The organism is Methanobacterium congolense (assembly GCF_900095295.1).
GTDB lineage: Archaea > Methanobacteriota > Methanobacteria > Methanobacteriales > Methanobacteriaceae > Methanobacterium_C > Methanobacterium_C congolense.
Map to the genome: position 1 here is coordinate 719,633 of NZ_LT607756.1, position 22,466 is coordinate 742,098.

25 protein-coding genes and 2 tRNA genes are annotated in these 22,466 nt (G+C 39.0%); 17 read left to right on the forward strand and 10 right to left on the reverse strand.

The genetic code is table 11. The features are described from left to right. Positions 1–59: 59 nt before the first annotated feature. A complete protein-coding gene (locus tag MCBB_RS03450; protein ID WP_071906460.1) occupies positions 60–1,085 on the forward strand; it encodes a hydantoinase/oxoprolinase family protein in 1,026 nt (341 codons plus the stop codon). Positions 1,086–1,375: 290 nt separating this feature from the next. Beyond that, positions 1,376–2,062 carry a hypothetical protein gene (locus MCBB_RS03455; protein WP_071906461.1) on the forward strand — a complete coding sequence of 229 codons (687 nt, stop codon included), beginning with the start codon at positions 1,376–1,378 and terminating at the stop codon, positions 2,060–2,062. Between the two features lie 436 nt (positions 2,063–2,498). Here MCBB_RS03455 and MCBB_RS03460 read toward each other — a convergent pair whose 3' ends face one another. After that, positions 2,499–3,017, reverse strand: a complete 519-nt coding sequence (locus tag MCBB_RS03460; RefSeq protein ID WP_071906462.1) for a CDP-2,3-bis-(O-geranylgeranyl)-sn-glycerol synthase — start codon at positions 3,015–3,017, stop codon at positions 2,499–2,501. Positions 3,018–3,093: 76 nt separating this feature from the next. Here MCBB_RS03460 and tes point away from each other — a divergent pair, with 76 nt between their 5' ends. The 9 genes from tes to MCBB_RS03505 all read left to right on the forward strand — a co-directional run bounded on the left by tes (position 3,094) and on the right by MCBB_RS03505 (position 12,068). Then, entirely contained in the window at positions 3,094–4,584 is a 1,491-nt protein-coding gene (tes, locus tag MCBB_RS03465; protein WP_071906463.1) for a tetraether lipid synthase Tes, read from the forward strand. Between the two features lie 11 nt (positions 4,585–4,595). Next, complete coding sequence (locus tag MCBB_RS03470; RefSeq protein ID WP_071906464.1) at positions 4,596–5,588, forward strand: beta-ribofuranosylaminobenzene 5'-phosphate synthase; 993 nt, start codon at positions 4,596–4,598, stop codon at positions 5,586–5,588. A 22-nt stretch (positions 5,589–5,610) separates the two neighbouring features. After that, a complete protein-coding gene (gene hacB, locus MCBB_RS03475; protein WP_071906465.1) occupies positions 5,611–6,111 on the forward strand; it encodes a homoaconitase small subunit in 501 nt (166 codons plus the stop codon). Between the two features lie 546 nt (positions 6,112–6,657). After that, on the forward strand, positions 6,658–7,290 hold the full coding sequence (locus tag MCBB_RS03480; protein ID WP_071906466.1) for an HVO_0476 family zinc finger protein: 633 nt from the start codon (positions 6,658–6,660) through the stop codon (positions 7,288–7,290). Between the two features lie 30 nt (positions 7,291–7,320). Next, the gene (locus MCBB_RS03485; RefSeq protein WP_071906467.1) at positions 7,321–7,974 is read left to right on the forward strand and encodes a protein-L-isoaspartate O-methyltransferase; all 654 of its coding nucleotides are present in this window, start codon (positions 7,321–7,323) and stop codon (positions 7,972–7,974) included. A 184-nt stretch (positions 7,975–8,158) separates the two neighbouring features. Then, positions 8,159–9,433: a tRNA (N(6)-L-threonylcarbamoyladenosine(37)-C(2))-methylthiotransferase gene (locus tag MCBB_RS03490; RefSeq protein WP_071906468.1), complete on the forward strand. Its 1,275-nt coding sequence runs from the start codon at positions 8,159–8,161 to the stop codon at positions 9,431–9,433. A 110-nt stretch (positions 9,434–9,543) separates the two neighbouring features. Next, positions 9,544–10,299 carry a hypothetical protein gene (locus tag MCBB_RS03495; RefSeq protein WP_071906469.1) on the forward strand — a complete coding sequence of 252 codons (756 nt, stop codon included), beginning with the start codon at positions 9,544–9,546 and terminating at the stop codon, positions 10,297–10,299. 92 nt (positions 10,300–10,391) lie between these two features. Next, on the forward strand, positions 10,392–11,111 hold the full coding sequence (locus tag MCBB_RS03500; protein WP_071906470.1) for a zinc-ribbon domain-containing protein: 720 nt from the start codon (positions 10,392–10,394) through the stop codon (positions 11,109–11,111). Positions 11,112–11,363: 252 nt separating this feature from the next. Beyond that, positions 11,364–12,068, forward strand: a complete 705-nt coding sequence (locus MCBB_RS03505) for a hypothetical protein (protein WP_071906471.1) — start codon at positions 11,364–11,366, stop codon at positions 12,066–12,068. A 29-nt stretch (positions 12,069–12,097) separates the two neighbouring features. Here MCBB_RS03505 and MCBB_RS03510 read toward each other — a convergent pair whose 3' ends face one another. The 3 genes from MCBB_RS03510 to MCBB_RS03520 form a co-directional block, all read right to left on the reverse strand. Further along, positions 12,098–12,292, reverse strand: a complete 195-nt coding sequence (locus MCBB_RS03510) for a hypothetical protein (RefSeq protein ID WP_071906472.1) — start codon at positions 12,290–12,292, stop codon at positions 12,098–12,100. A 235-nt stretch (positions 12,293–12,527) separates the two neighbouring features. Then, positions 12,528–12,600 (reverse strand) — tRNA-Phe (locus tag MCBB_RS03515). A gap of 3 nt (positions 12,601–12,603) precedes the next feature. After that, positions 12,604–12,675: transfer RNA gene (locus tag MCBB_RS03520), tRNA-Val, on the reverse strand. 392 nt (positions 12,676–13,067) lie between these two features. Here MCBB_RS03520 and MCBB_RS03525 point away from each other — a divergent pair. The 3 genes from MCBB_RS03525 to MCBB_RS03535 all read left to right on the forward strand — a co-directional run bounded on the left by MCBB_RS03525 (position 13,068) and on the right by MCBB_RS03535 (position 14,499). Next, the gene (locus MCBB_RS03525; RefSeq protein ID WP_071906473.1) at positions 13,068–13,520 is read left to right on the forward strand and encodes a GerW family sporulation protein; all 453 of its coding nucleotides are present in this window, start codon (positions 13,068–13,070) and stop codon (positions 13,518–13,520) included. Positions 13,521–13,622: 102 nt separating this feature from the next. Further along, positions 13,623–14,258 (forward strand): hypothetical protein, encoded by a 636-nt coding sequence (locus MCBB_RS03530; protein ID WP_071906474.1) that lies wholly within the window; start codon positions 13,623–13,625, stop codon positions 14,256–14,258. Continuing rightward, complete coding sequence (locus MCBB_RS03535) at positions 14,206–14,499, forward strand: hypothetical protein (protein ID WP_071906475.1); 294 nt, start codon at positions 14,206–14,208, stop codon at positions 14,497–14,499. Before MCBB_RS03530 ends, MCBB_RS03535 begins: the two co-directional genes overlap by 53 nt. Before the next feature lie 200 nt (positions 14,500–14,699). Here MCBB_RS03535 and MCBB_RS03540 read toward each other — a convergent pair whose 3' ends face one another. Both MCBB_RS03540 and hfoA2 read right to left on the reverse strand, forming a co-directional pair. After that, the gene (locus tag MCBB_RS03540) at positions 14,700–15,191 is read right to left on the reverse strand and encodes a rubrerythrin family protein (RefSeq protein ID WP_071906476.1); all 492 of its coding nucleotides are present in this window, start codon (positions 15,189–15,191) and stop codon (positions 14,700–14,702) included. Between the two features lie 302 nt (positions 15,192–15,493). Further along, on the reverse strand, positions 15,494–15,700 hold the full coding sequence (hfoA2, locus tag MCBB_RS03545) for a histone HfoA2 (RefSeq protein ID WP_071906477.1): 207 nt from the start codon (positions 15,698–15,700) through the stop codon (positions 15,494–15,496). Positions 15,701–15,853: 153 nt separating this feature from the next. Between hfoA2 and cofH the strand changes: the two genes are divergently transcribed. Further along, positions 15,854–16,969, forward strand: coding sequence for a 5-amino-6-(D-ribitylamino)uracil--L-tyrosine 4-hydroxyphenyl transferase CofH (gene cofH, locus MCBB_RS03550; RefSeq protein WP_071906478.1), 1,116 nt, complete (start codon positions 15,854–15,856; stop codon positions 16,967–16,969). A 130-nt stretch (positions 16,970–17,099) separates the two neighbouring features. Here the strand turns inward: cofH and MCBB_RS03555 are convergent, their stop codons facing one another. From MCBB_RS03555 to MCBB_RS03570, 4 genes are all read right to left on the reverse strand, one after another. Continuing rightward, positions 17,100–17,453, reverse strand: coding sequence for a cyclophilin-like fold protein (locus MCBB_RS03555; protein WP_071906479.1), 354 nt, complete (start codon positions 17,451–17,453; stop codon positions 17,100–17,102). Positions 17,454–17,679: 226 nt separating this feature from the next. Next, entirely contained in the window at positions 17,680–18,348 is a 669-nt protein-coding gene (gene deoC, locus MCBB_RS03560) for a deoxyribose-phosphate aldolase (protein WP_071906480.1), read from the reverse strand. 129 nt (positions 18,349–18,477) lie between these two features. Further along, the gene (locus MCBB_RS03565; RefSeq protein ID WP_071906481.1) at positions 18,478–20,112 is read right to left on the reverse strand and encodes a tRNA uridine(34) 5-carboxymethylaminomethyl modification radical SAM/GNAT enzyme Elp3; all 1,635 of its coding nucleotides are present in this window, start codon (positions 20,110–20,112) and stop codon (positions 18,478–18,480) included. A 202-nt stretch (positions 20,113–20,314) separates the two neighbouring features. Beyond that, a complete protein-coding gene (locus MCBB_RS03570; RefSeq protein ID WP_071906482.1) occupies positions 20,315–21,373 on the reverse strand; it encodes a CBS domain-containing protein in 1,059 nt (352 codons plus the stop codon). A gap of 207 nt (positions 21,374–21,580) precedes the next feature. Between MCBB_RS03570 and MCBB_RS03575 the strand changes: the two genes are divergently transcribed. Together MCBB_RS03575 and MCBB_RS03580 are read left to right on the forward strand one after the other, a co-directional pair. Then, positions 21,581–21,874, forward strand: a complete 294-nt coding sequence (locus MCBB_RS03575) for a PRC-barrel domain-containing protein (RefSeq protein ID WP_071906483.1) — start codon at positions 21,581–21,583, stop codon at positions 21,872–21,874. A gap of 26 nt (positions 21,875–21,900) precedes the next feature. Next, positions 21,901–22,230, forward strand: a complete 330-nt coding sequence (locus tag MCBB_RS03580) for a DUF2098 domain-containing protein (RefSeq protein ID WP_071906484.1) — start codon at positions 21,901–21,903, stop codon at positions 22,228–22,230. Positions 22,231–22,466 lie beyond the last annotated feature (236 nt).

The following is a 22,466-nucleotide window of genomic DNA, read 5'->3' on the forward strand; positions in this document are numbered from 1 at the left end:
AAAGATTTCGTTAGAATTAAAACATTGTATGCTTTTAAAGACTTTTAACACGTGATAATATGAAAATAGCAGGCTTTGACATTGGAGGTGCAAACACAGACCTTGCGGTTGTTGACTTCAATGAATCAGGTAAAATTAAAGGTATAAAAACAGATTTTAAATATCTTCCAATGTGGATGAAGAACGATGAGCTTGGAGATGCACTCCTGGAACTTCTGGGATCTGAACTCCATGAATTGGATGCAGTTGCAGTGTCCATGACCGCAGAACTTGTGGATGCTTATAAAACCAAAAAAGAAGGAGTTTTGGATGTGGCCATGAAGTCTGATGAAACATTCAAGGTTCCTGTGGGCTTCGTTGGGCTGGATGGCATAATGGATCTTCAAGGGATAAAGAAGGATCCTCTAAAGGCTGCAGCTGCAAACTGGGTTGCAACAGCACCAATAGCTGCGCAGTTATCTCCAGACTGCATAATGATAGACACAGGCAGCACAACCACTGACATAATCCCAATAAAAAATGGAAAAGAATGTGCGAAGGGAAGATCAGACCTTGAACGCCTTAAAACAGGAGAACTTGTCTACACAGGCACGCTTCGAACCAACGTAGCAGCCCTGGTGGATAAAGTACCGCTCGGGGGTGAATGGGTACGTGTGGCTTCAGAACTCTTCGCACTAACTGCAGACATTCACATGGTCCTTGGAAACATTGAAGAATCAGATTACATCTGCAGCACACCCGACGGTGCAGGAAAATCCACCGAAGAGTGTATGCGAAGAATTTCACGGGTCATATGTGGAGACATGGATGTTCTAACCCGGGACAATATTCTGGAGATAGCAGAGTACGTACATGAAGCACAGGTTGCCAGGGTTGCCGAAGCCCTCCTTGAAGTTTCAAAGAGAAATGAACTTGACACGGTTGTCACAACAGGCCTTGGAATGAAAATAATCTGTGAAAGGGCCTGTGAACTTGCAGGGTTAAAATCAAGGGGAATGGATGAAATCATAAGTGCTGAAGACTGTGTTGTAGCACCTGCTGTGGGTACAGCCATACTAATGGAAGAATACCTCCGTAACGAATAAAGTTTGGATTTAAAGTATGTTTAAATCTCCAATCTATTTTTTATTATTCTTTAGGGTGATGATCTCTTTTTTAAGGTGATGATCTCACTATTTAAATAGAACTATTTTATTTTAAAAAAATTAATTTTAAGCAAAGTTTTAATAAGGGGAGTGTTAAACGATTTATCTTGGTTTAATCTTTAATATAAGATAAAAAAGAGAAGTTTAAACCGGATATTTGGAAACAGTAGTTCATTTACAAGTTTGGCATTGGCATTAGATATCAGTTATAAAATGGATCGAGTGATTTCATGGCAGGAAAGTACAAGTTAATCCCATTAATTTTGGTTTTTATAGTTGCAGCGGTAGTAGGAGTTTTTATCCTTGCAAACTGGAGTGTTACCTCAAGTGTTGGCTCAGATGATACAGGTTACGTTACCAAGGAGGTTTACTCCCATTATTCAAACCCCTCTGCAAAGATTGCAATTGTAACAGGTATGCATTCCCGTGAAAATGTTTCAAAAACAGTTGTACCCTATTCAATAAAAGCCTATGCCCTCACGCACAACGTGGAAATTGTTAACTACAAGGTAACAGTTACTGCCAGTCCACAGGACTTCACAGTGGGCCGTGCAAACGGTGAAAATCTTGTGAATAAATACGTGGTCCCAGATGTGGATAAATCAAATTACGACCTTGTGATTGTCTGCCATGACCATGAAAAAGGTTACGGTGAAGGTTTTTATATCGCAACACCGGTTATGGATTCTGAATCAGTGACCCTGGCCACTGGTGTACAGCAGCTCCTGCCAAGCTTCAATTACTACAAAAGGTCCACAAGCAGCGAACCAAAAAGCTCATCAATAACCAAGGTTGATGCACTAATAGTTTCTGGAGGAACACCCATGTTCGTTTATGAAATTCCAGAATGGATTGGAAACCAGGAAGCTTTTACAATGTCCTACAATCTTATAGATGCATGTTTCAAGGTTCTGTAGTTAGGGAATCATCTAAGAAAGTGTTTAACAATGATCTATCTGTAAATGAACATGATGTATGACCCTCCATTGAAAGAGTTTTTATAATGTGGCAAAACTTGAAAATTTCATTGGGTTGAAAATTTCATCAAAATTATGGGGTACTCTCCTAATTATGGAGAAAACAATTAAAATCTGTCATACTCAAACATATAACGTATTGCCCCGTTTTTTAACCAAAAGGTCATTAAATTTCATTATATGTTTTAAACAATTAAACAATTCATTTAAAATAAAATTTAAAAATAAAAAAAAGGAATGAATTAAAAAAGGATAAATTTAGTAATTCTTTATCCAACAAACTAACATCGTAAAATATTATTACTAAACATAATACATTATAAAACACAATTATATCAAAATTGTTGCTATCTTGAAATAGTTTAGATTTGGGGGTTCAGTACCAAACATCCTTCATACCTAAAAGGTACGCAATGATGTTGGCTCCAAGATGTAAAAATACACTTATAACAAGTATCACAATTATCAGTTGGAATGGAATTACAACCACCAAGGATGCAAGCAGCAGAGCCCCAACAACGAAGTCGAGCTGGTCAAGGATTGGTGCAGGTCTTCCCCTGCCGATGTTCAATCTACGTTTGATAAAACTTCCGCAGGCATCTCCTAAAAGGGCTCCTCCGCCAAGGCAGAGGCCTAAAAGTATACCCTGCAGAATATCTCCAGAGATGATTCCCTGTATCGTTCCGACGCATGTTCCAATGAGGGTTCCAATGATGGTGCCCCTGATGGTTACACCGTTACCGATCAGTCTCCTTCCGTCGCGAAAGTTCCTGTTGAAATCCAGTGGTTTTCCACCGCCAAAGGTTAAAGCTGTAACATTTGATAGATATGCTGGTAACATAAAGTATATAGCATAGACTGCTAAATTGAAAACACTGATAATACTTGAGTCCATAGTTAGTTTACCTCCAATTTAAAACAAGATTATAATTATGTTATCTATTAAATAAACTATTGTATAGGGTGAGATAATGGTTATAAAGAAAACCAAAAGTCTGTGTCCCCAGTGTCTTAAGGTTGTAGATGCTGAAGTTTGCGAGGACGAAGACAAGATCATAATAAAAAAAGAATGTAAAGAGCATGGAAAATTTGAAAACACCTATTGGGGTGACAGTGATCTTTACAAAATGGCCGTTGAATACGGTGAAGAGGGAAGGGGCCTTGAAAATCCTCAAACAGTTGTTGAGGGTGAATGTCCCCAGAACTGTGGGCTGTGCTCAGAACATGAAAGTCACACAATCCTTGGACTTATAGACGTTACAAACAGATGTAACATGAAATGTCCAGTTTGTTTTGCAAATGCAGCAGTTTCCGGACGTTTATATGAACCGTCTCAGGAAGATATAAGGCAAATGCTGCGCAATTTAAGAAATAATAAGCCGGTTCCAACACCTGCAATTCAGTACGCTGGTGGAGAGCCCACCGTGCGTAAGGACATAGTTGAACTCATAAAAATTGCAAAAGAAGAGGGTTTCACACACACTCAGATTGCAACCAACGGTATAAAACTTGCCAAAAACCCTGACCTTGCAGGGGAACTCAAGGAAGCTGGATTAAACACAGTGTACCTTCAGTTCGATGGGATTACAGAGGAGCCATACCTCAAAATACGAAACAGAAACATACTCTCAATTAAGTTAGAAGCAATAGAGAACTGTAGAAAGGTAGGCCTCGGAATAGTTCTTGTGCCCACACTCATAAAGGGAATTAATCATGATCAAGTTGGAGATATAATTAATTTTGCTGTTGATAACATTGATATCATCAGGGGCGTGAACTTCCAGCCAGTATCCTTTGCAGGCAGAACTCCTGCTGAAGAGGTTGAGGAACAGAGGGTAACCATTCCAGATTTCACAAAATTCGTGGAAGAACAAACAGACTCTCAGATAAAGGTTGAGGATTTCTATCCTGCATCCTGTGTCACTCCAGTTTCTGAATTCGTTGAGGCAATAGAGGGTGGAACTCCTCAGGTTACATTCACCTGCCATCCACACTGCGGTACTGCAACATACGTTTTCATAGATGACCACAATGGTCATAAAATGATTCCAATCACACAGTTCGTTGATGTTGACAGGTTCTTCGATCTTCTTGAAAGCAGTAGCGAGGATCTGACTGATGGAGGTATAATGGCCAAGGCAAAGGTGCTTGCAAGGGCCTCAATGGAACTTCCAAGAACAGTTGACATGTCAAAATCCCCAGAATCCGTTGATATTAAGGGAATACTCTCCCAAATATTTAAGGAAAGATCTTACGATGCATTGGGACAGTTCCACTACAAATCCCTCCTTGTATCATGCATGCACTTCATGGACCCATGGAACTTCGACCAGGATAGGGTTAGAAGATGCGTTATCCACTACGCAGTACCTGATGGAAGAATAATACCCTTCTGCTCAATGAACACATTATACAGAGAAGAAATCGAGAAAAAATTCTCAAAACCATTAAACAAAGAATAACGGTAGTTGAATTGATAATAGAAACCCCATCAAGGCTTCATGTAACATTGATAGATCTCAACGGTGCCTACGGCAGGATCGATGGAGGTGTTGGCATAACCCTTCAGAAACCGAAACTGCAGGTTCGGGCTGAAACCCTAGAATCTGGTATTGAAGTTGTCTTCAGTGAAAAAGAGAAGCTTGAAAGCGAACTCATGGATGATTACACCATCAAAATAAAAAAAGCAGCTTTGAAGATGGTTGAACACCTTAAGATCAATGAAGGATTCACATTCACAGTTGATAAAACTTATCCTTCCCATTCAGGTCTTGGATCAGGAACACAACTCTCCCTTGCAGCAGGAAAGCTTATATCCAAGATGAATGACCTGGATCTAACAGCAAGTGAGATAGCCAGTATAGTTGGAAGGGGAGGAACATCTGGAATAGGTGTTGCAGCATTTGATAAAGGAGGATTCATAGTTGATGGCGGTCATAATAAGGCTGAAAAGCCAGGATTCTTACCTTCATCAGCTTCACACGCATCACCTCCACCAATAATAGCCAGGCATGATTTTCCAGAGGATTGGAAGATAGTTCTTGTGATACCAAACGTTGAACCTGGAGCATCAGGAAGCAAGGAGGTCAACATCTTCCAGAGCAACTGTCCAATACCCCTGGGATCTGTTGAGAAACTTACACACGTACTCCTCATGAAGATGCTTCCAGCGGTGGTTGAAGCAGATCTGGACTCATTTGGCTCTGCCCTTAACATGGTGCAGGATGTTGGTTTTAAGAGTATTGAACATAAACTTCAAAACCCTCGCATAAAAGATATAATGAACTCATTAACTGAAGCAGGTGCAGCAGGTGTGGGTATGAGTTCCTTTGGACCAACTCTTTATGCAGTGACTGATACCTATGCCACAGATATATCACGTGCAGCAGAGGAGGCCATGAAAGATGTTGGTGGTAAAATTATTATAACAAAGGCCCTGAATAATGGTGCAACATTGGGTGAATGATAAAATTCTTGCAGGTTAAATCATGGAAACAATGGAAGGAAAAGTTTGGAAATTCAGAGACAGCATAGACACAGACGTGATCATAGCAGGCAGGTACCTCAGAACCTTCAGCCCAGATGACCTTGCATCCCATGTCATGGAAGCAGAAGACCCAGAATTTGCAGATAAAGTCCAGAAGGGAGATATAATAGTTGCAGGCTGGAATTTCGGTTGTGGATCATCACGTGAACAGGCACCAGTTGCCCTCAAACATGCAGGTGTATCTGCAATCGTTGCAAAATCCTTTGCAAGAATATTCTACAGAAACGCAATAAACGTGGGACTTCCAGTGATCATTGCAGATGTTGAAGCCCAGGAGGGGGATGTTTTAAGGATAAACCTTGAAAATGGATTGATCCAGAATATCACAACAGGTAAAAACTTTCAGATCCAGCCATTCAAAGACTTCATGCTGGAGATACTGGCGGATGGAGGTCTGGTTAAACATTACCTCAAGGAGAAAGAGGCAGGATCCACACAATAAATGGATCGATTTAGGGAATTTAAAAAATTTAAACCCTAAACCCTTCAAACTATTGATCTGACTTTTTTAAATCTCTTATAATCCTCAAATTACATTTTTATTCAAGAACTAATTTTAAGGAAGGATTTTTGGGAAGATTTTTGACTCATCAATACGATCAAGGAGTATATTAAGCCAAGGTTACTAGCCCCAAAGATTTTTTTTAAGTCATAAGATAATTCTAAATATACCCCACTCCAATCTTATAATAAGAACATCAAATTTTTAAAATAATTTTACTTTAAGAATGAGTGACAATGTTTAATTAACCCATTAAATAACAACGATACTCTATTATAATTTTTGAATAATCAAATTTAAGCAATTTATTCAAAAATACTCAAATAATCCATTTAAAAACAATGATTTTGGATTGTTATAATTCGTATTAATAACATCAGTTTTTAAGAATAATTTGTACAAGAATAATTTGTACGGTTGAAATGAGTAGATAAAAATTTTTCATTGAATTGAGAATATTGAATTTAATGTAATGAGGAGTTAAAAATGAAATGTCCTGTATGTAATTCAGAATCATTTGAAGTATTAAAATCTAAGGGTAAAAAATCAAAGGAACTTCTTCTGCAGTGTAACGAATGCGGAAACATATTCCGGGAAACTGTTATCCCTGAAAAACCCCTTGAATGCAGGGTTGTTGTGAGTGAATTTGAGAAGTCCCATAAATCCTCAGTTGAAATCTATCCAGACGAGATCATTGAGGTTGGCAACGTTTTTGAAGTGGATGGACGTCCAGCAGAGGTAACATCCGTGGAAAATAAGCGCGGAGGAAGAGTGCCTAAAAGCATTGCAACAGAGGTAGAAACCATATGGGCTTCATACACAAATATACCTGCAAGGGTGGGTATTTCAGTGGATTACCATGGAAGGATTCTTTCAAGGAAGGTTGAAGTTGACAGGGAATTTGAATTCACAGTTGGAGACATCATGAAACTTGGGGATGTCCTTTTCAGGGTGAATTCAATGAAAACCCTTGAGAGAAAGATGAGGAAGGGTTTTGCAAAGGCATGGGTAATAAAAAGGGTTTATGGAAGACCAGTTGAACCTGAAACCCGTTATCAATACGACCTGACACCCAAACTTGTGAACATTCGTGATGAAGAGGATGAAGATGAATTCTAACTTAAAAAAATAAGTTTAAAAGGGTTGAAAATGACAAGAAGAGACAGTCTTGTGGATAAACTTTTAAACCAGGGTTACATAAGAACTGAAAAGGTAAAGGCTGCAATGCTGAAGGTTCCAAGGGAGGAGTTCATACCTCCTGAGAACAAGCCCTATGCCTATGCTGATCAGCCCCTTCCAATAGGGGGCGGTCAGACAATCTCAGCCCCACACATGGTGGCAATAATATGCGAAAAACTCAATTTAACTGAAGGTATGAAGGTTCTGGAGATAGGAACTGGATTTGGATACAATGCAGCAGTTGTTTCAGAACTCTTAGGAGATGATGGGCATTTATTCACAGTAGAACGCCTGGAATCCCTTGCAAAACAGGCCAGGGATAACCTTAAAAGAACAGGATACTCAGATAAAGTCACAGTCATCACAGGTGATGGAACATTGGGTTATCCAGAAGAAGCACCCTACGACAGGATATATGCAACTGCAAGTGCTCCAGAAATTCCAGAACCCCTGAAAGAACAGCTTAAAATAGGTGGAAAACTTATACTGCCCGTTGGATCCATAGATTACTTCCAGGAACTTGTTTGTGTTGAACGAATTTCCGCAGATGAATTCAAAAGCCGTAGACTTGGTGGAGTTGTGTTCGTACCAATGATAGGGGAGCACGGATGGCCTGAAGAGTGATAACCGGGTTTACTCGGATCTGGTGGACAAATGAAATGCTTATTCTGTTTTTCTCATTTAACTTAATTAAATGATCAAATTAAGTTAAAAGATAATTTTTTAGGATATACTCTTTAAACAACTCAGTTAACATTGACATGAACTTGAAATAGACCATTAAAAAAAATTGATAAAAAGGATTAAAATGAAGGTTTACATTGAAACATTTGGCTGCACATTTAATCAGGCAGATTCCCAGATAATGGCAGGTCTTCTCAAAGAAAAGGGTGAAGAACTGGTTGAAGATCCCAAAGAAGCGGATGTACTGATTTTAAACACATGTTACGTTAAAAAACCAACGGAACAAAAAATAATAAACCATATGAAGAAGATTCAGGACAGATATCCTCATAAGAAGCTTGTTATAACCGGCTGCATGGTGGAGATAGACCCTGAAAAACTCCAGAGGGCGGCACCACTCGCAAGTTGGATAGGTCCCCACAAGGTAACGTCCACACCAGAGGTAATAGAATCCATCTCAAAGGGTGAAGTGGTTAGGGAAACAGGTTACGGTACAGATTACAAGGTATGCCTTCCCAAAATACGTTCAAATCCGCTCATCCACATCATTCAGATATGTGAAGGATGTGATGGTAACTGCAGTTACTGCTGCACACGCTTTGCAAGGGGAAGTCTTCAAAGCTACCCCCAGGAGATGATAGTGGAAGAGGCAAGAAGGGCAGTTGAAGAGGGCTGTGTTGAGATAGAGATAACAGCTCAGGACACTGCAGCATACGGTAAAGATAATGGAACCTCTTTATCAAATCTCATAAATGAAGTTGCAGCTATTGAGGGGGATTTCAGGATACGTGTGGGTATGATGCACCCCAAAAGCATGATGAACGATGTTGATGGTCTTCTTGAAGCCTTTAAAAATCCAAGGGTCTACAAATTCATCCACATGCCGATTCAGTGTGGAAGTGACAGGGTGCTGATGGACATGAACAGGGGACACACCGTTGATGAGTTCATGGAAATAGCAAGGAGGTTCCGCAGTGAAATTCCTGAAATATCCATCTCAACAGACATCATAGTTGGATACCCAACAGAGGATGATTCAGACTTTGAAGGCACCTTGGACCTAATTAGAAAGCTGAAACCGGACTTTTTAAACATATCCAAGTACATGCACAGGCCAGGAACAAAATCCTCCTCACTCAAGGAGATAAACCACAAAACCATGAAGCAACGTTCAAAAGCCCTGAACGATCTCAAGTACAGAATAAGCTATGAAAACAACCTTAAACTTGAAGGTTCAACCCAGAACATCCTTGTAATTGGAAAAGGGAGTAAAGGAGGTTATGTAGCCAGAACAAATTCATATAAACAGGTAATTGTTCCAGAAGCTGTACCTGGAAGTTTTGTTGATGCTGATATAACCCTTACAAAGAACACTTACCTCATGGGGATCGTTAAGTAAAAATCAAAGCCTCCACGTGCCTAAAATTGGAACAATTTTTGTTTCATGCGTTAATTTGGTGCAAATGTTTTTAAGTGGTATCTTAACAATAGATGAAATGGTGATACTACTTGTCGTACCTTATCTGTGAACGTTGTGGTGGATATTACGAGCTTGATGTTGGGGAATCCCCTGATGATTTTGATAGATGTCAATGTGGAGGTAAGTTAAGATACTCCAAAACTCTGGCTAATTGCAACGCTTTTGATTCACATGAAACTGAAAATATAAAAACCTATAAAGAAGAAGTGGATAAAGAATTAAAACTTTATCAGTCAATAGTTCAAGATGAACAAAATTACAGGGATCAACATTTGAATAATTTATTTTCGAGTAATTTCCTTACAAATTCCGGGTTCATTGTTTTGACCTTCACAACGATCCCCCTTTACTATGGATTCCTGTATAACAACTGGATTTTCTATTTAATAGTTGTAATTGTTATCTTGTTGAGTTTAACTTTCCTTTTCCTCAAGGACATGAAAAATGAGCTTAGAAATAGTTACCTCCAGAAGTGTTTCATTTTTACAGGTATCATTTTCGGTTCGATTACCTTGTATTTTTTGGCACTCCTTGGGGACACAGAATTTTTACATAGTTTATTCCCGAAATATGGTCTGGGTGGATCTTCAACTATTTATATGCTGTCAGTTACTGTTTCAGCTTACTTTTCTTTTATTTTTCTGAAGAATTCTCAAATGGATGAACCTACAGATTTTATGAATTCAATGGATAAATTGATATTATTCTGTTATTACACCTTCATTTTCTACTTATTAATGGTCATAATTAGTGGGATGATGCTGGTTATGCTTTCACCTGTATGATCCCACGGATTTGGAACCCTGTTTCATTTTTGATAGAATAATATACAAACATTTAAAGGGTATTTTAACAAAATAAAGGAATCAGTGATTTTATGTCGTATCTCGTCTGTGAAAAATGCGGTAAATACTACGAACTAAATGAGGGAAAGGAATCCTTCTACTTCGATAAATGTGAATGCGGAGGAAGACTGCATTACACAGAATCTTTGAATGGGAACACATCTCCAAGGATACAGATCCAGGTGGTTGCTGCAGATAAAAAGAAATGTCCGCACTGTGGATTTGAAAACCCTAAAGGAGCGCTGTTCTGTTTGGAATGTGGTAATGAACTGGGAATTTTAAACAACTCCAAACAAGAGAAGTTCACATCTGATAATGATATTCAAAACCCTCCAAATGGTACTTTGAATATGGATGCAAAAACTGAGGAACATGTATTCAGTGTAATGGGTCTTCTAGGAGTTATAACAGGATTTGGATTCTTAATAGTTTCCATGGTATGTGCTGTTTTGTTACTCGTTGGAACAAATATTCCACACGTTGCTTCGGACCTTTCCCCGAATATTCTGGCAGGTCTGGGAATACTAGCCATAGTCATAACCCTCATCTCTGGAATGTTGGCATCATACATAGGAGGCAGTAAAAGTTACAAAATAGGAATTATAAATGGTGGCCTTGTAGGATTTATCCTAAGCGTTTTTATGGGTGCTGTAAGCGGAGCTTCAGCATTTCTACTGGGCTTTTCAGTCTTTGGATTTCTCTCGATTTTAGGAGGAATTCTCGGAACACTTTTAAAGAAATATGGTCATTAAGGGATGTTTATTAAATATAACCTCTAATTTTCCCTTAAAACATTTTATGAGGAGGTTATTCATGGAATTCTATTGATATAACTTAATCAAATTGGTTTTATATATTAACTGGATTTTATTAAGCTTCATAAGGATTAAATCACTTTATTTTTAAGCTAATCATCTATCTATTTTTTTATAAATAAATTTTTTGTTTTTAACCTAATGAAAAATAATAAAACATGTTTTTACTGATATAAATCTAGTGATTTTATGCCTTATCTGATATGTGAAAGTTGCGGTGGATACTACGAATTAAGGGAAAATGAATCTCCAGAAGATTTTGATAACTGCCAGTGCGGTGGAAATTTAAGACTTGTAACCTCTATCAACGAAATTCAAGACGAAATTCAAGTCCCTGAGAAAGAGCATCTTATATGTCCCAATTGTGGAAAAAAGGAATATGAAGGTGTTTTCTGTTCTAAATGTGGTGGAAAGTTAATTACTCTCAAAGAAAATGTTCACAAGCCTGGACATGAAACTGGGTTCAATACAACTTCAGATGTTGATGCGGAAATTAATTTTCCAGGGGAAACAAGGGGGCTGTTTGAAAGAATAAGGTTGATAGCTGTTGCTGATGGGATCATCTTCTTTTTAGTAGCGGCCATAGGTTCTGCACTCATAATATTTTTGACGATGCCCAGTTCTTTAAACTTCTCCTTCGGATTTTCAGTTATAACTGCAATCTTCCTTACCTTAGTTGCTATTTCCGGAATTTTAGCAGCCTACCTCAGTAAAACTGATGATTACTTTGATGGAGCTATGAATGGATTAACCGTTGGTTTCATCATGGGGAGTGTAACAGGAATTTTAACCTTCAGCGTTCTCTACTTACTGGCCAACACAGTGTTATACGCCATTTTTGGGGCTTTGGGTGGACTCATTTATCTCTGGTTTAAAAAAAAGTATAACACCTAATCCTGAATTTGGGAGAAGTAGTTCATCTGTTACCTTCCCCTCATAAGCTTTTTCTGAAGTTTTTCCATCTTTTTAGCTTCTTTTACTTTTTTATCAAGATCTCCATCTTCTATTACTCCAGAACCCCTGTAACCACATTTTTGGCACTGCCAGAATGACATGTTTGGGTCTATCCATTTGATCTTCTTTGAACCGCACTGTGGACAGAATTTTTGTTTTACCATGCTATCCTCCAGAAACATATCAACCATCTTATTATTAATACATTTGGATGGCAAGGCAACGTTGTTTAATGGTGGGTGATGAACAAATGGATTTTATAAAAATAATGGCTGAAAAAGGATTCATCATGTACAATAATCCATTTAAAACGTTAAATGAGTATATAAAATTATGGAATGGTTACGTGATGTAAAATGAGTTATTTAAAAGAAACTTCATAAAAAATAGATTTTTAAGTGCCGTGGGCCGGACTTGAACCAGCGACATCCAGATCTTCAGTCTGGCGTTCTCCCAACTGAACTACCACGGCAAATGGGCCGGACGAGATTCGAACTCGTGATCACCTCCGTGTCAGGGAGGTATCATACCCCTAGACCACCGGCCCCCTTCGACTATCCAAATTATGGTTGTAGTAGTATATAACCTTTTCCACTCCTCATGGAAAAATCCCCATAAAATCTGCTTATTCCATCAATCTTTATGAAAAACTTGGAATTTGTTCTTAAAAAAACCTTTCTTCCAAAATCTCAGACAATCCCAAACCATACAATTTTATTACATCCTTTAAGAAGATTATAATGTTTTTAATTAAAATCATTTGTTCAGGGTTTCTTTCAAAGGATCCTACTTTAATCAGGTTCAGTTACAGTTGGTGTTGAACTTTGTTTTCAGTTCTGCTTTTTTTGATTCTCAATGATAAAACCATTTAATAAATTTTATAATTCCCTACCTACAAAATAATGAACACTGTAAAAAAAAAACTGTGGGGTGGATTCAATGGATATTGGAGATCCAATAAAAACAACTGTGGATGAGTTAAGGAAGGTTATGAACATTGAGAATGTGATTGGTGAGGTAATAGAAACCGAGGACAAGGTTCTCATACCTGTAACCAAAATGGGAATGGCCTTCGGCGCAGGAATGGGTGGAAGTAAAAATAAATCAGGATCTGAAGAAGGTCAAGGTGCAGCATCAGGTGGTGGTGCCAAGATAGAGCCCATAGCCATGATAGTGGTATTTAAGGGTGTTGAAGGTCCAGAGGGAGTTAAACTCTTATCACTCAGATCACGGGACCCCCTTGCAACTATCATAGGTGAAGTTGGAACGGCTGCCGTTGAGATAATGGGTCAAGGCGGTAAGATGATGAAGGGTAAAAAACACAAACACCACAAGGAAACTGAAAAACCTGAGGAAGCTGAAGAAACAAAAACTGCAGAAGGATCAGAATAGATAAAAAAATCCAATTGATGAACTAAACGAAGAAAAGGACGGAAATAAGTGTTTCTTTTAACAGCCATCATAATAATCCTTCTAGTTCTGATTGGGATTGTTATGTTGGTTCCATTCCATATTTTCTTCGACCTTTCATTCCATGACATGAAACTGGTTGGAAACTTCCAGTTAAAGTGGATGGGAATAAAAATAGTCTCACGGAAAATACCTTCAGAAGAACCTTCAAAAGAACCTTCAAAGAAAGAACCTGAAAGGGAAGAAAAGAAGGACGAGAAGGAATCAAAGGGATTCAAACTTGATGAAGCAAAAGAATTTCTTCATTTAGGACTGAAGGCCCTACCCCATCTTAAACCCATTTTAACAGGTTTCATAGATTCCATAAACATTGAAAATATTCTATTAAGGGTGAATATAGGATTTGAAAGTTCAGTTGACACTGAATTTTTAATTGGATGTTTATGGGCAGTTGCCGCTCTCCTGAAACCAGTGCCCAACCTTCAACTGGAGGTGATCCCTGTTCTTGATGGAAAAGGTGTCTCTGGGGATTGTAATGCACACATCAGTTTGAGGCTTTCAAGGATAACCTACGAGATCTTACGTGCACTCTCACACAAACCAGTTCGAAACATGTTGATGTACATTTTAAGGAGAAGGTCCTCAAAGAATTCAGGGGGAACCAGTGATGATGGAATTTTTAAAGGACGTAAAAAAAATTCAGGTAGCTCAAACCCTTGAAGTTGAGGGAAGAACCATCCACGCCATTGTGGAGGTATACACAGTGGATGGCTACAACTACTTCACACAGCAAGTAAATCCAATATGCCTGGCTGTTGAAGATACTGAAGATTACATAATACCCTTAAAACCTGTAAAATCTGAGGCGGTTGAAGAAGATTCGGATTCTGGTGAAATCCTTGATTTAGGAATGGATCCAGAGAATATCTGGAACATGGTGAAGGAAAATAAGGAAGTTTAAGTAACTGATAAAGCTCTTCTTAAACTCTAAACTTTTTTTTTAATTTTAAATTGAATTAAAAAATGGTTAATTAAAAATTGGTTAATAGATACAAAACTTTTTAGTGATTAAAATCTTTTTACAATACTAAAATTCATATTAAAAATTTTAAAAAAAATAAATAGTGATTGAAGGGAAATTTCCCTCTAAATTATGGGCTTTCAATCCACCTTGAAGAACTCAGATTTTGGAGCTCCACATATTGGACATTTTTCTGGGGCCTCATCTTCAACTGTGTTACCACAGAATCCACAGACGTAATAATCCACTTCTTTGTTGTTTCCAATGTTTTCAAGGGCCTTCTGGTAGAGAACTGCATGGATCTGTTCCACCTTGTTTGCAACATCGAAGGTCCAGACAGCCTTATCATTTTTCTCAGCCTTAGCTTCAACTATGAAATTTGGGTACATCTCCTCAAACTCTTCTGTTTCTCCACTTATTGCCTCTTCAAGGTTTTCCTTGGTGCTCTTTATTCCACCCATGATCTCAAGGTGGTTGTGTGCATGGACAGTCTCTGCTTCAGCAGCAGCCCTGAAAAGCTTAGCTATTTGTTTAAATCCTTCCTCATCAGCTTTTTTTGCAAATGCCAGGTATTTTCTGTTAGCCTGTGATTCTCCTGCGAATGCTTCTTTTAAATTATCCATACTGCTCATTTCGCTACCTCCATGTGTCACGAATTTTTTTACAAAAGTTATGTACAATCTTGCATATTTTATATTGAAAAACCAGTTACTTAAATTTTTTCATAAAAATACGAACAGATTCCAATTGCGTGAACATTTTAAAGTAAATAATCCTTTGAGCAATTTATTAGATTTAAACTGGTAACTGTTTAAATGGTAAAATTAACGAATTAGAATAGTATAAATTTAACTAAATTAAAATTATTCCTAAAAAAATAAACGTATTCTTAAAAAAACAAATATTAATTAATATAAATAAAAAAGAAGAAAAATTAAGCTGTTTTGACAGCCATTTCGATGTCTTCAGCTTTGACAGTTTTTCTTCCAGCGTGTTTTGCAAGTTCAACAGCTTTTTTAGCGATTTCTTCACCTTTTTCTTCAAGGGATTTTGCTAAAGCTTCCTTTGCATCATCGCTTATCCTTTGAGCACCAGCGTTTTTTATGATCCTTCCAACTGGAGCAATTGGTAATTCAGCCATACTTTCACCTCCTATTTTACCTTCGAATAAATAATATTTAAATTTATCGGTTTTTATAGGTTTTTCAGCCATGAGATATAATATACTGTGCCATGAATGGAGATAGTTAGCCAACCAAAACTTTAAAGGTTACAAAGTAGAATAAAAAAATTCATGTTTGAGCAGTTGAACATTGACCCACAGATAGCGGAGATACTGGAAAAATCATTAAAAACCAGAATTTCACGTGAAGAAGCATTGGAACTAATGAAAACAACTGGAAGAGACTTCCAGGCACTTTTAATGACTGCAGATACCCTTCGTGAGGAACTCGTTGGGGACAGGGTTACCTACATCAAAAACTGGAACATAAACTTCACCAACATGTGCACTGGAACCTGTGGATTCTGTGCATTTAAGAGGGAACCAGAAAGCAGTGAATCATACTTCTTAAATCCTGATGAAATTGCTAAAAGGGCTAAAAAAGCATGGGACAACGGGGCAATTGAAGTGTGCATACAGGGAGGTCTGCATGAGGATGTGGATGCGTACTTCTACGAAGAAATCCTTAAAAAGGTCAGGGAAGAATGTCCAGACATTTACATACATGCGTTCTCACCCATGGAGATACTTCACGGTGCAGAAGGGGCAGGAATGTCCCTCAAGGATGAACTGAAAATGCTCAAGGAAGCGGGTCTTAATTCAATGCCCGGAAATGCTGCAGAAATTCTCAACGATGACGTTAGAAAGATCCTCTGCCCCAGCAAGATGAACACTGATAAATGGGTGGAGATCGTTGAAACTGCCCATAAAAACGGTGTTCCAACAACATGCACCATGATGTACGGGCACATCGAAGAGCTTAAACACAGGGTGGAACATCTGGATATTTTAAGGGGAATACAAGGGAGAACAGGTGGTTTCACAGAGTTCGTGCCCCTCACGTTCATGCACACCTACACCCCCATTTACAGAAGTGGAATTTCAAGTCCGGGATCAACTGGTGTGGAGGACCTGAAGGTCTACGCAGTTGCAAGGTTGATGTTCAGGGAACTTTTACCTAACATACAGGTTTCATGGGTTAAGCTGGGCTTCAAATTTGCCCAGGTATGCCTAACAGCCGGTGCAAACGACCTTGGAGGAACACTGGGCGAGGAGAACATATCAAAATCAGCAGGGGCACAGTACGGAGTTAAAACAGAACCTGAAAACTTCCAGAGAATAATAAGAAACATGGGAAGAGTTCCTGCAGAGAGGAACACCCTCTACACGGACATTAAAAGAGTATGATTTGTGCAGAGTCCCTTTTTTTATAAGAAACGCGAATATTAAAGATTTAGAATTGGAAATCCATTTTTCTTAGAAATTCCCTTTCCAATTCCTTTTTTTTAATTCAATAATTACTTGTTTATGAATGAGATCAGCCTACAGGCTTTATGATGATCACGTCTCCATCATCAACCTTGAAGAAGAGATCCAGGTTTTCTTTGATCCTTCCGAAGTTATTAACCTCAGAAACCGGCTGTGAACCTCCGTAGAAGATGCAGAATGCTGGTCCTGGAGGCCAGTAGGACAGGTCACCTTCACGAACACGTGGAGAGGGATTTTCATATTCCAGCTGCAGATCCATGTCGAAGTAAACCTCCTGAAGCCATGTAACAGCTTTTCCCTCAACTGGGAGGTTTTCGTATATCATCTTTGCAGTTTCAGGGTTTCTATCATCCAGAACAGCTATGGCTTTTCCTTTTCCAACAACTTCTATCTCTATTTCCATGTAAATCTCCTTAAAAATAATTCATTTATAAATATTCACTGATTAAACTCCGATTTCATTGAACTTATTCAATTAAAACCTTAAAATAAATCTTCCGTTAACTAACCCTTTCAGTTTTAATTGATTCAGATGTTTTACTGTATTAATTTAACATATACTTAATACTTTATTCTGTTTTTAAGGCCTTAAATGTTCCTAAAAGTTATGATGGTTAAATGCCCTTGGATCATCCTTCCTTGAGGATCTCCTCCATTATCCCAACACCTGTTGAGGTTCCTATTTTTGATGCGCCAGCATCTATCATTTCTACAGCAGTTTCAAGGTCTCTTATTCCTCCAGATGCCTTCACTCCCATTTCTTTCCCAACGGTTCTTCGCATGAGCTCAACATCATAGGCATTGGCACCGGGATAACCCACTCCAGTGGAGGTTTTAACGAATTTTGCCCCGGATTCCTTTGAAATTTCACAGGCAGCCACTTTCTCGGAGTCTGTGAGCAGTGCAGTTTCAATGATGACCTTAACAGGTGTGTCCTCTGCAGCATCCACAACAGATGCAATATCATTGGCAACGAGATCCGTTAGTCCAGATTTCATTGCACCTATGTTCATGACCATATCTATATCTCTTGCACCCTCTTCAATGGCCATTATGGTTTCAAAGGTTTTTGTTTCAGATTTTGGAGTCCCAAATGGGAAACCAACAACAACACAAACTCCAACATCACTTTGTTTAAGAAAACGACTTGCAAGTGCAGTATTTGATGGTGTTACACATGCACTGGAAAATCCATAATCAATTGCTTCCATGCAAAGCTTTTCTATGTCCTTCAAGGTTGCATCAGGCTTCACATTTGTGTGATCTATCATCCTTGCAAGTTCTTCAGGGAATATCATCCAGATCAACTCCTTTTTTTCAGTTCCTTAAGATCTTGATGCATATGAAATACTATTAATATTTTTTAATATTATAATATTTCGATTCGTGTGGAACGATTCATGATCAGAACAGGACCCTCTTTGAAATCATTCCTCCAGCTTTTTGGCCATGTAAGGACCTTCCCTTTCGTATCCAAATTTCCTGTAGTAATTACGTGCCCCTATACCACTTATAACCAGGAGCTTGGTTTTACCGTACTCTTCACGTGCAATACGCTCTGCCTCTGCCAGAAGCTCCTCACCGTAACCTCTGTGCTGCCATCTTTCATTTTCTCTCTGGCCCAGCGGTACCATGGATCCGTAAACATGAAGTTCACGTACCAGTGCAGTTTTATCATCAACTTCCACCCTGTGGGCTTTATCTGAGGGTATTCTGAGCCTTAAAAATCCTATGAGTATGTCAGATGCCACATCCTCAAAGGAGAGGAATACCTCATGCCCCTCACCTGCAGTGTAATCCTCACGAAGAAGTTTGACGCTGTCAGAATCTGGGAATATTCCCTCTCCTGCCCTGTGGCCAACTTCCCTGCACCTGATACATTTACAGTTGGCACCATGTTCTTTCATTTTGTTATATACAAGCTCACCAAGGTTGGATTTTTTAACACCTGCCTCTATTAGGGGTGATGGAATGTCCCTCTGAATACGCATGGTCCTCACCCATTTGGGGAGCATCTTCTTAACGTCAACGATGAGATCAACGGCTTCATCAGTTGTGTAGGGCTTGTACTCTCCCTTCTCCCATAGTTCGTACAGCTTGGAGCCTTCAGTTACAAGACATGGGTATATCTTGAGCATGTCTGGTTTGAAGCGTTCATCCTCAAAGACGCGGTGGAATATCCTCATATCCCGCTCTGGATCTGAAAAGAGGCCAGGCATGATGTGCATCGCCACTTTGATCCCAGAATCCCTGAGTATCCTTGCTGAATCAACAACGTCCTGAACGTTATGTCCACGGTCTATTCGTTTGTATATGAAGTTGTAAACTGTTTGAACACCCAGTTCCACCCTTGTAACACCCATATTCAGCATGCGGTCAACATCAGGTATCTTACAGTAATCAGGGCGTGTTTCGAAGGTCATTCCTACGCATCTGATACTGGATCTTTCGTTGGTGTCCTGAACATCCCGGAGGTACCTGAAGTCTCCTGGAACTGCCATGTACTTCTCAGACTGAAGTTTTAACTTTTCTTCAGGATCCTTTACACCAAAATCATTCATGGCCCTGAGACAACCTGTTATGAACCATTCCTGGTAGCAGAGCGACCTTGATGGGAAGGTTCCGCCCATGACTATGAGTTCCACCTTGTCAAGGGGATGGCCAATACTCTCAAGCTGAAGCAGCCTGTTGTAGGTCTGTCTGTAGGGGTGGAAGTCAAACATACGTGCCCTTAAAGCTGCAGGTTCCTCTCCAGTGTAGCTTGGGGGTGCCTTTTCACTTTCAGGGCAGTAGAGACATCTTCCATGGGGGCACTTGTGGGGCTGGCACATGACAGCAACCACAGCCACACCTGAGATGGTTCGGGTTGGCTTCTTCTTCACAAGGGGTGCTATCTTCTTCCTCTCCTCGAGGGTTGCACTTCCAAGTATCATGGAGTTACTCATGAACTTGGGAAGCTTGAAATCACGACAGGCTCTGTGTTTGGCCTTTTCAAGTTCTTCCTTGGTTTCTATTCGTCCAGATAATATTTCGTTGATTATGAACCTGCAGGCATCTTCCATAACAAATTTTCTCCTTAAACAGCAATCTTAATTCAATTATCAATTTTTATCAATTAAAATATTAGATTCAATGTATTTTTAATAGATTCAATAGTATTATTCTTATGAAATTTGATGTTGATATGTGATTGATGGTTATATGATTGAATGTTCATTTTTTAATTTCTTTAGTTATTCAATATCAGTTTCATGGTACATTTATTCATTCTCCAATTTTAAGGTTCATAACCTCAACTGCCCTTAAGATATCTGTTTTTGAAATTATTCCAACAAGAACACCTTCACTCAGGACAGGTAGTCTTCCGATCTGTTTTTTGTTAAGCCTTTCAAGGGCATCGGCCACAGGCTCTTCAGGATAGGTTGAAATGATGTCCCTCGTCATGAAAAGCCTCACAGCTTCACTTCTCCTGTCTGGAACCACCCCTGATACATCATGGAAGGTTAGAATACCCACCAGATTTCCATTCTCCACAACAGGATACCCCATATGCTTTTTCTGGAACATGAGGTTTAAAACCTCACTAATGGGGGTTTCAGGGGTAACGGTTTGAACGTCACGGGTCATTACGTTCCCCACAGTTATTCCCTCAAGGAGTGTGGACACCATGATGGTTCTGTACTCCTGCTCAGCACCTATGTAGATGAAAACAGCTATGAGTATCAGAAATATGTTGTAGAACACTCCAACTATTGCCATGATGATTGCAAGCTGTTTTCCAATGTTGGCTGCGAGCCTGGTTGCCCTGACGTAGCTCATTCTCCCTGCAAGGTAAGCCCTTAAAACCCTTCCACCGTCCATTGGGAAGGCCGGAAGCATGTTGAAACCTCCAAGTATCAGGTTCACAAGTGCGAAGTAGTAGATGGCATCCTGGAGAGTACCTGATAGGTGGGAAGCCCCAAGAAAAACCAGGATGTAACACACCCCTGCTATCACGAAGTTGGTTGCTGGACCTGCAACTGCTATCCTGAACTCCTGTCCTGGATCCTTGGGTATCTCCTCCATTGCAGATACTCCACCAATTGGAAGCAGAACTATCCTCTCAATCTTAACCCCGTACCTTTGAGCAACGTAGGAGTGACTCAATTCATGTATAACCACAGTTACAAAGACAAGGGTTATTAAAACAGCCAGAAGAAGATTTATCCCTGGAAAAAGGTTTAAAGCTGCCACTGCATAGATGAACAGCATGAGAATTAGAAAGGAAACATGGAGTTCAATGGGTATTCCAAATACTGTGAAGAGTTTAAGGGAGTACTTCACATTTTTCACCTTTATTAACTCTGTCGGAAGAAATATAATAAGGTATTTCTTTGGACAAACCAGATATTTTAAGGGTTTTCCAGGTTTAAAAACTCCTTTATCTACAGTTTCATGTGGAATTGAACATGAAATCTTTTGATTATCTCAAGGGGGTACCTACAAAAAACTATATACTCATAAAAAAACAGATCATTTTTCGGTGTTTTAATGAAGGTTAGTGAATTTTTGGGCAAAAAAGTTCTGGACAAAAACGCATTGGAACTTGGAAAAGTTTCTGAAATGGATATAGAACCGAAAAAGGGCCTTATGGAATCAGTGATCATATCAACTGGTGAAATTGCCATTAGAAAGAACGATCTCGTGGTAACATCCAAGGACATAGCTGAAGTAGGGGACTACGTTCTTTTAAGTATTGATAAACAGACCATACTGGATAGAATTCAGGAACCAGAAGAGGAAGAACCTTCAAAGAAAAGAATCAACCTCAAAAAATCAGAATGATCCTATAATCCAATGGGGGATTCAGAATGGAAGTTAAGGACGCACTTGGAAAAACCATTTCAAAGGGATTTTATGTGAGATACTCTGGAACAGGCAGTGCAGGAACTGTTATTGATCTTAAATCTGATGAAAGTGGAAACTGGGCAAAGGTAGATGCAACAGAACTCTGGTACCAGGGCCAGTACCTCGAAATCATTGACAAGGTTAAGTACGAGAATTTGAACCATGGAAAAACTTCAGAACCTGAAGAAACCCAAACCGACCGGGAAATGACCAATAAAAAGCTTGAAAAGGCCAAGAAGATCAAACTCGATGACGTTGATATGAGTTCGGAACTCTGTGATGGTGGAGGATAAAGTCCAGAGCACTGGATGCTGCTTGAAAATTTTAATCTGCCCTTTATGAACTCTTTATTCTTTTTTAATATATTTTTGAATTTTTTAGGTAATTTTCACTGATCTAAAGTCCTATTTTTTTCACTCCATTATTAAAAAACTCCACTATTAAAAATATTACAAATTTAGTTATAATCCTTTAAATTCTTCTAAAGGATTATTTAAGAGTATCAAATCCTTGTTTTTGAATATTTATA

What these genes read in the sequence shown, in the direction of transcription:
- MCBB_RS03485 (WP_071906467.1), top strand. Translation starts at nt 7,321, where the DNA reads ATGACAAGAAGAGACAGTCTTGTGGATAAACTTTTAAACCAGGGTTAC.
- MCBB_RS03490 (WP_071906468.1), top strand. Translation starts at nt 8,159, where the DNA reads ATGAAGGTTTACATTGAAACATTTGGCTGCACATTTAATCAGGCAGAT.
- MCBB_RS03460 (WP_071906462.1), bottom strand. Translation starts at nt 3,017, where the DNA reads ATGGACTCAAGTATTATCAGTGTTTTCAATTTAGCAGTCTATGCTATA.
- MCBB_RS03580 (WP_071906484.1), top strand. Translation starts at nt 21,901, where the DNA reads ATGGAAGTTAAGGACGCACTTGGAAAAACCATTTCAAAGGGATTTTAT.
- MCBB_RS03525 (WP_071906473.1), top strand. Translation starts at nt 13,068, where the DNA reads ATGGATATTGGAGATCCAATAAAAACAACTGTGGATGAGTTAAGGAAG.
- tes (WP_071906463.1), top strand. Translation starts at nt 3,094, where the DNA reads ATGGTTATAAAGAAAACCAAAAGTCTGTGTCCCCAGTGTCTTAAGGTT.
- MCBB_RS03530 (WP_071906474.1), top strand. Translation starts at nt 13,623, where the DNA reads ATGTTGGTTCCATTCCATATTTTCTTCGACCTTTCATTCCATGACATG.
- MCBB_RS03535 (WP_071906475.1), top strand. Translation starts at nt 14,206, where the DNA reads ATGATGGAATTTTTAAAGGACGTAAAAAAAATTCAGGTAGCTCAAACC.
- hacB (WP_071906465.1), top strand. Translation starts at nt 5,611, where the DNA reads ATGGAAACAATGGAAGGAAAAGTTTGGAAATTCAGAGACAGCATAGAC.
- MCBB_RS03455 (WP_071906461.1), top strand. Translation starts at nt 1,376, where the DNA reads ATGGCAGGAAAGTACAAGTTAATCCCATTAATTTTGGTTTTTATAGTT.
- MCBB_RS03575 (WP_071906483.1), top strand. Translation starts at nt 21,581, where the DNA reads ATGAAGGTTAGTGAATTTTTGGGCAAAAAAGTTCTGGACAAAAACGCA.
- hfoA2 (WP_071906477.1), bottom strand. Translation starts at nt 15,700, where the DNA reads ATGGCTGAATTACCAATTGCTCCAGTTGGAAGGATCATAAAAAACGCT.
- deoC (WP_071906480.1), bottom strand. Translation starts at nt 18,348, where the DNA reads ATGATATTCCCTGAAGAACTTGCAAGGATGATAGATCACACAAATGTG.
- MCBB_RS03500 (WP_071906470.1), top strand. Translation starts at nt 10,392, where the DNA reads ATGTCGTATCTCGTCTGTGAAAAATGCGGTAAATACTACGAACTAAAT.
- MCBB_RS03565 (WP_071906481.1), bottom strand. Translation starts at nt 20,112, where the DNA reads ATGGAAGATGCCTGCAGGTTCATAATCAACGAAATATTATCTGGACGA.
- MCBB_RS03540 (WP_071906476.1), bottom strand. Translation starts at nt 15,191, where the DNA reads ATGAGCAGTATGGATAATTTAAAAGAAGCATTCGCAGGAGAATCACAG.
- MCBB_RS03555 (WP_071906479.1), bottom strand. Translation starts at nt 17,453, where the DNA reads ATGGAAATAGAGATAGAAGTTGTTGGAAAAGGAAAAGCCATAGCTGTT.
- MCBB_RS03480 (WP_071906466.1), top strand. Translation starts at nt 6,658, where the DNA reads ATGAAATGTCCTGTATGTAATTCAGAATCATTTGAAGTATTAAAATCT.
- MCBB_RS03510 (WP_071906472.1), bottom strand. Translation starts at nt 12,292, where the DNA reads ATGGTAAAACAAAAATTCTGTCCACAGTGCGGTTCAAAGAAGATCAAA.
- MCBB_RS03450 (WP_071906460.1), top strand. Translation starts at nt 60, where the DNA reads ATGAAAATAGCAGGCTTTGACATTGGAGGTGCAAACACAGACCTTGCG.
- cofH (WP_071906478.1), top strand. Translation starts at nt 15,854, where the DNA reads ATGTTTGAGCAGTTGAACATTGACCCACAGATAGCGGAGATACTGGAA.
- MCBB_RS03505 (WP_071906471.1), top strand. Translation starts at nt 11,364, where the DNA reads ATGCCTTATCTGATATGTGAAAGTTGCGGTGGATACTACGAATTAAGG.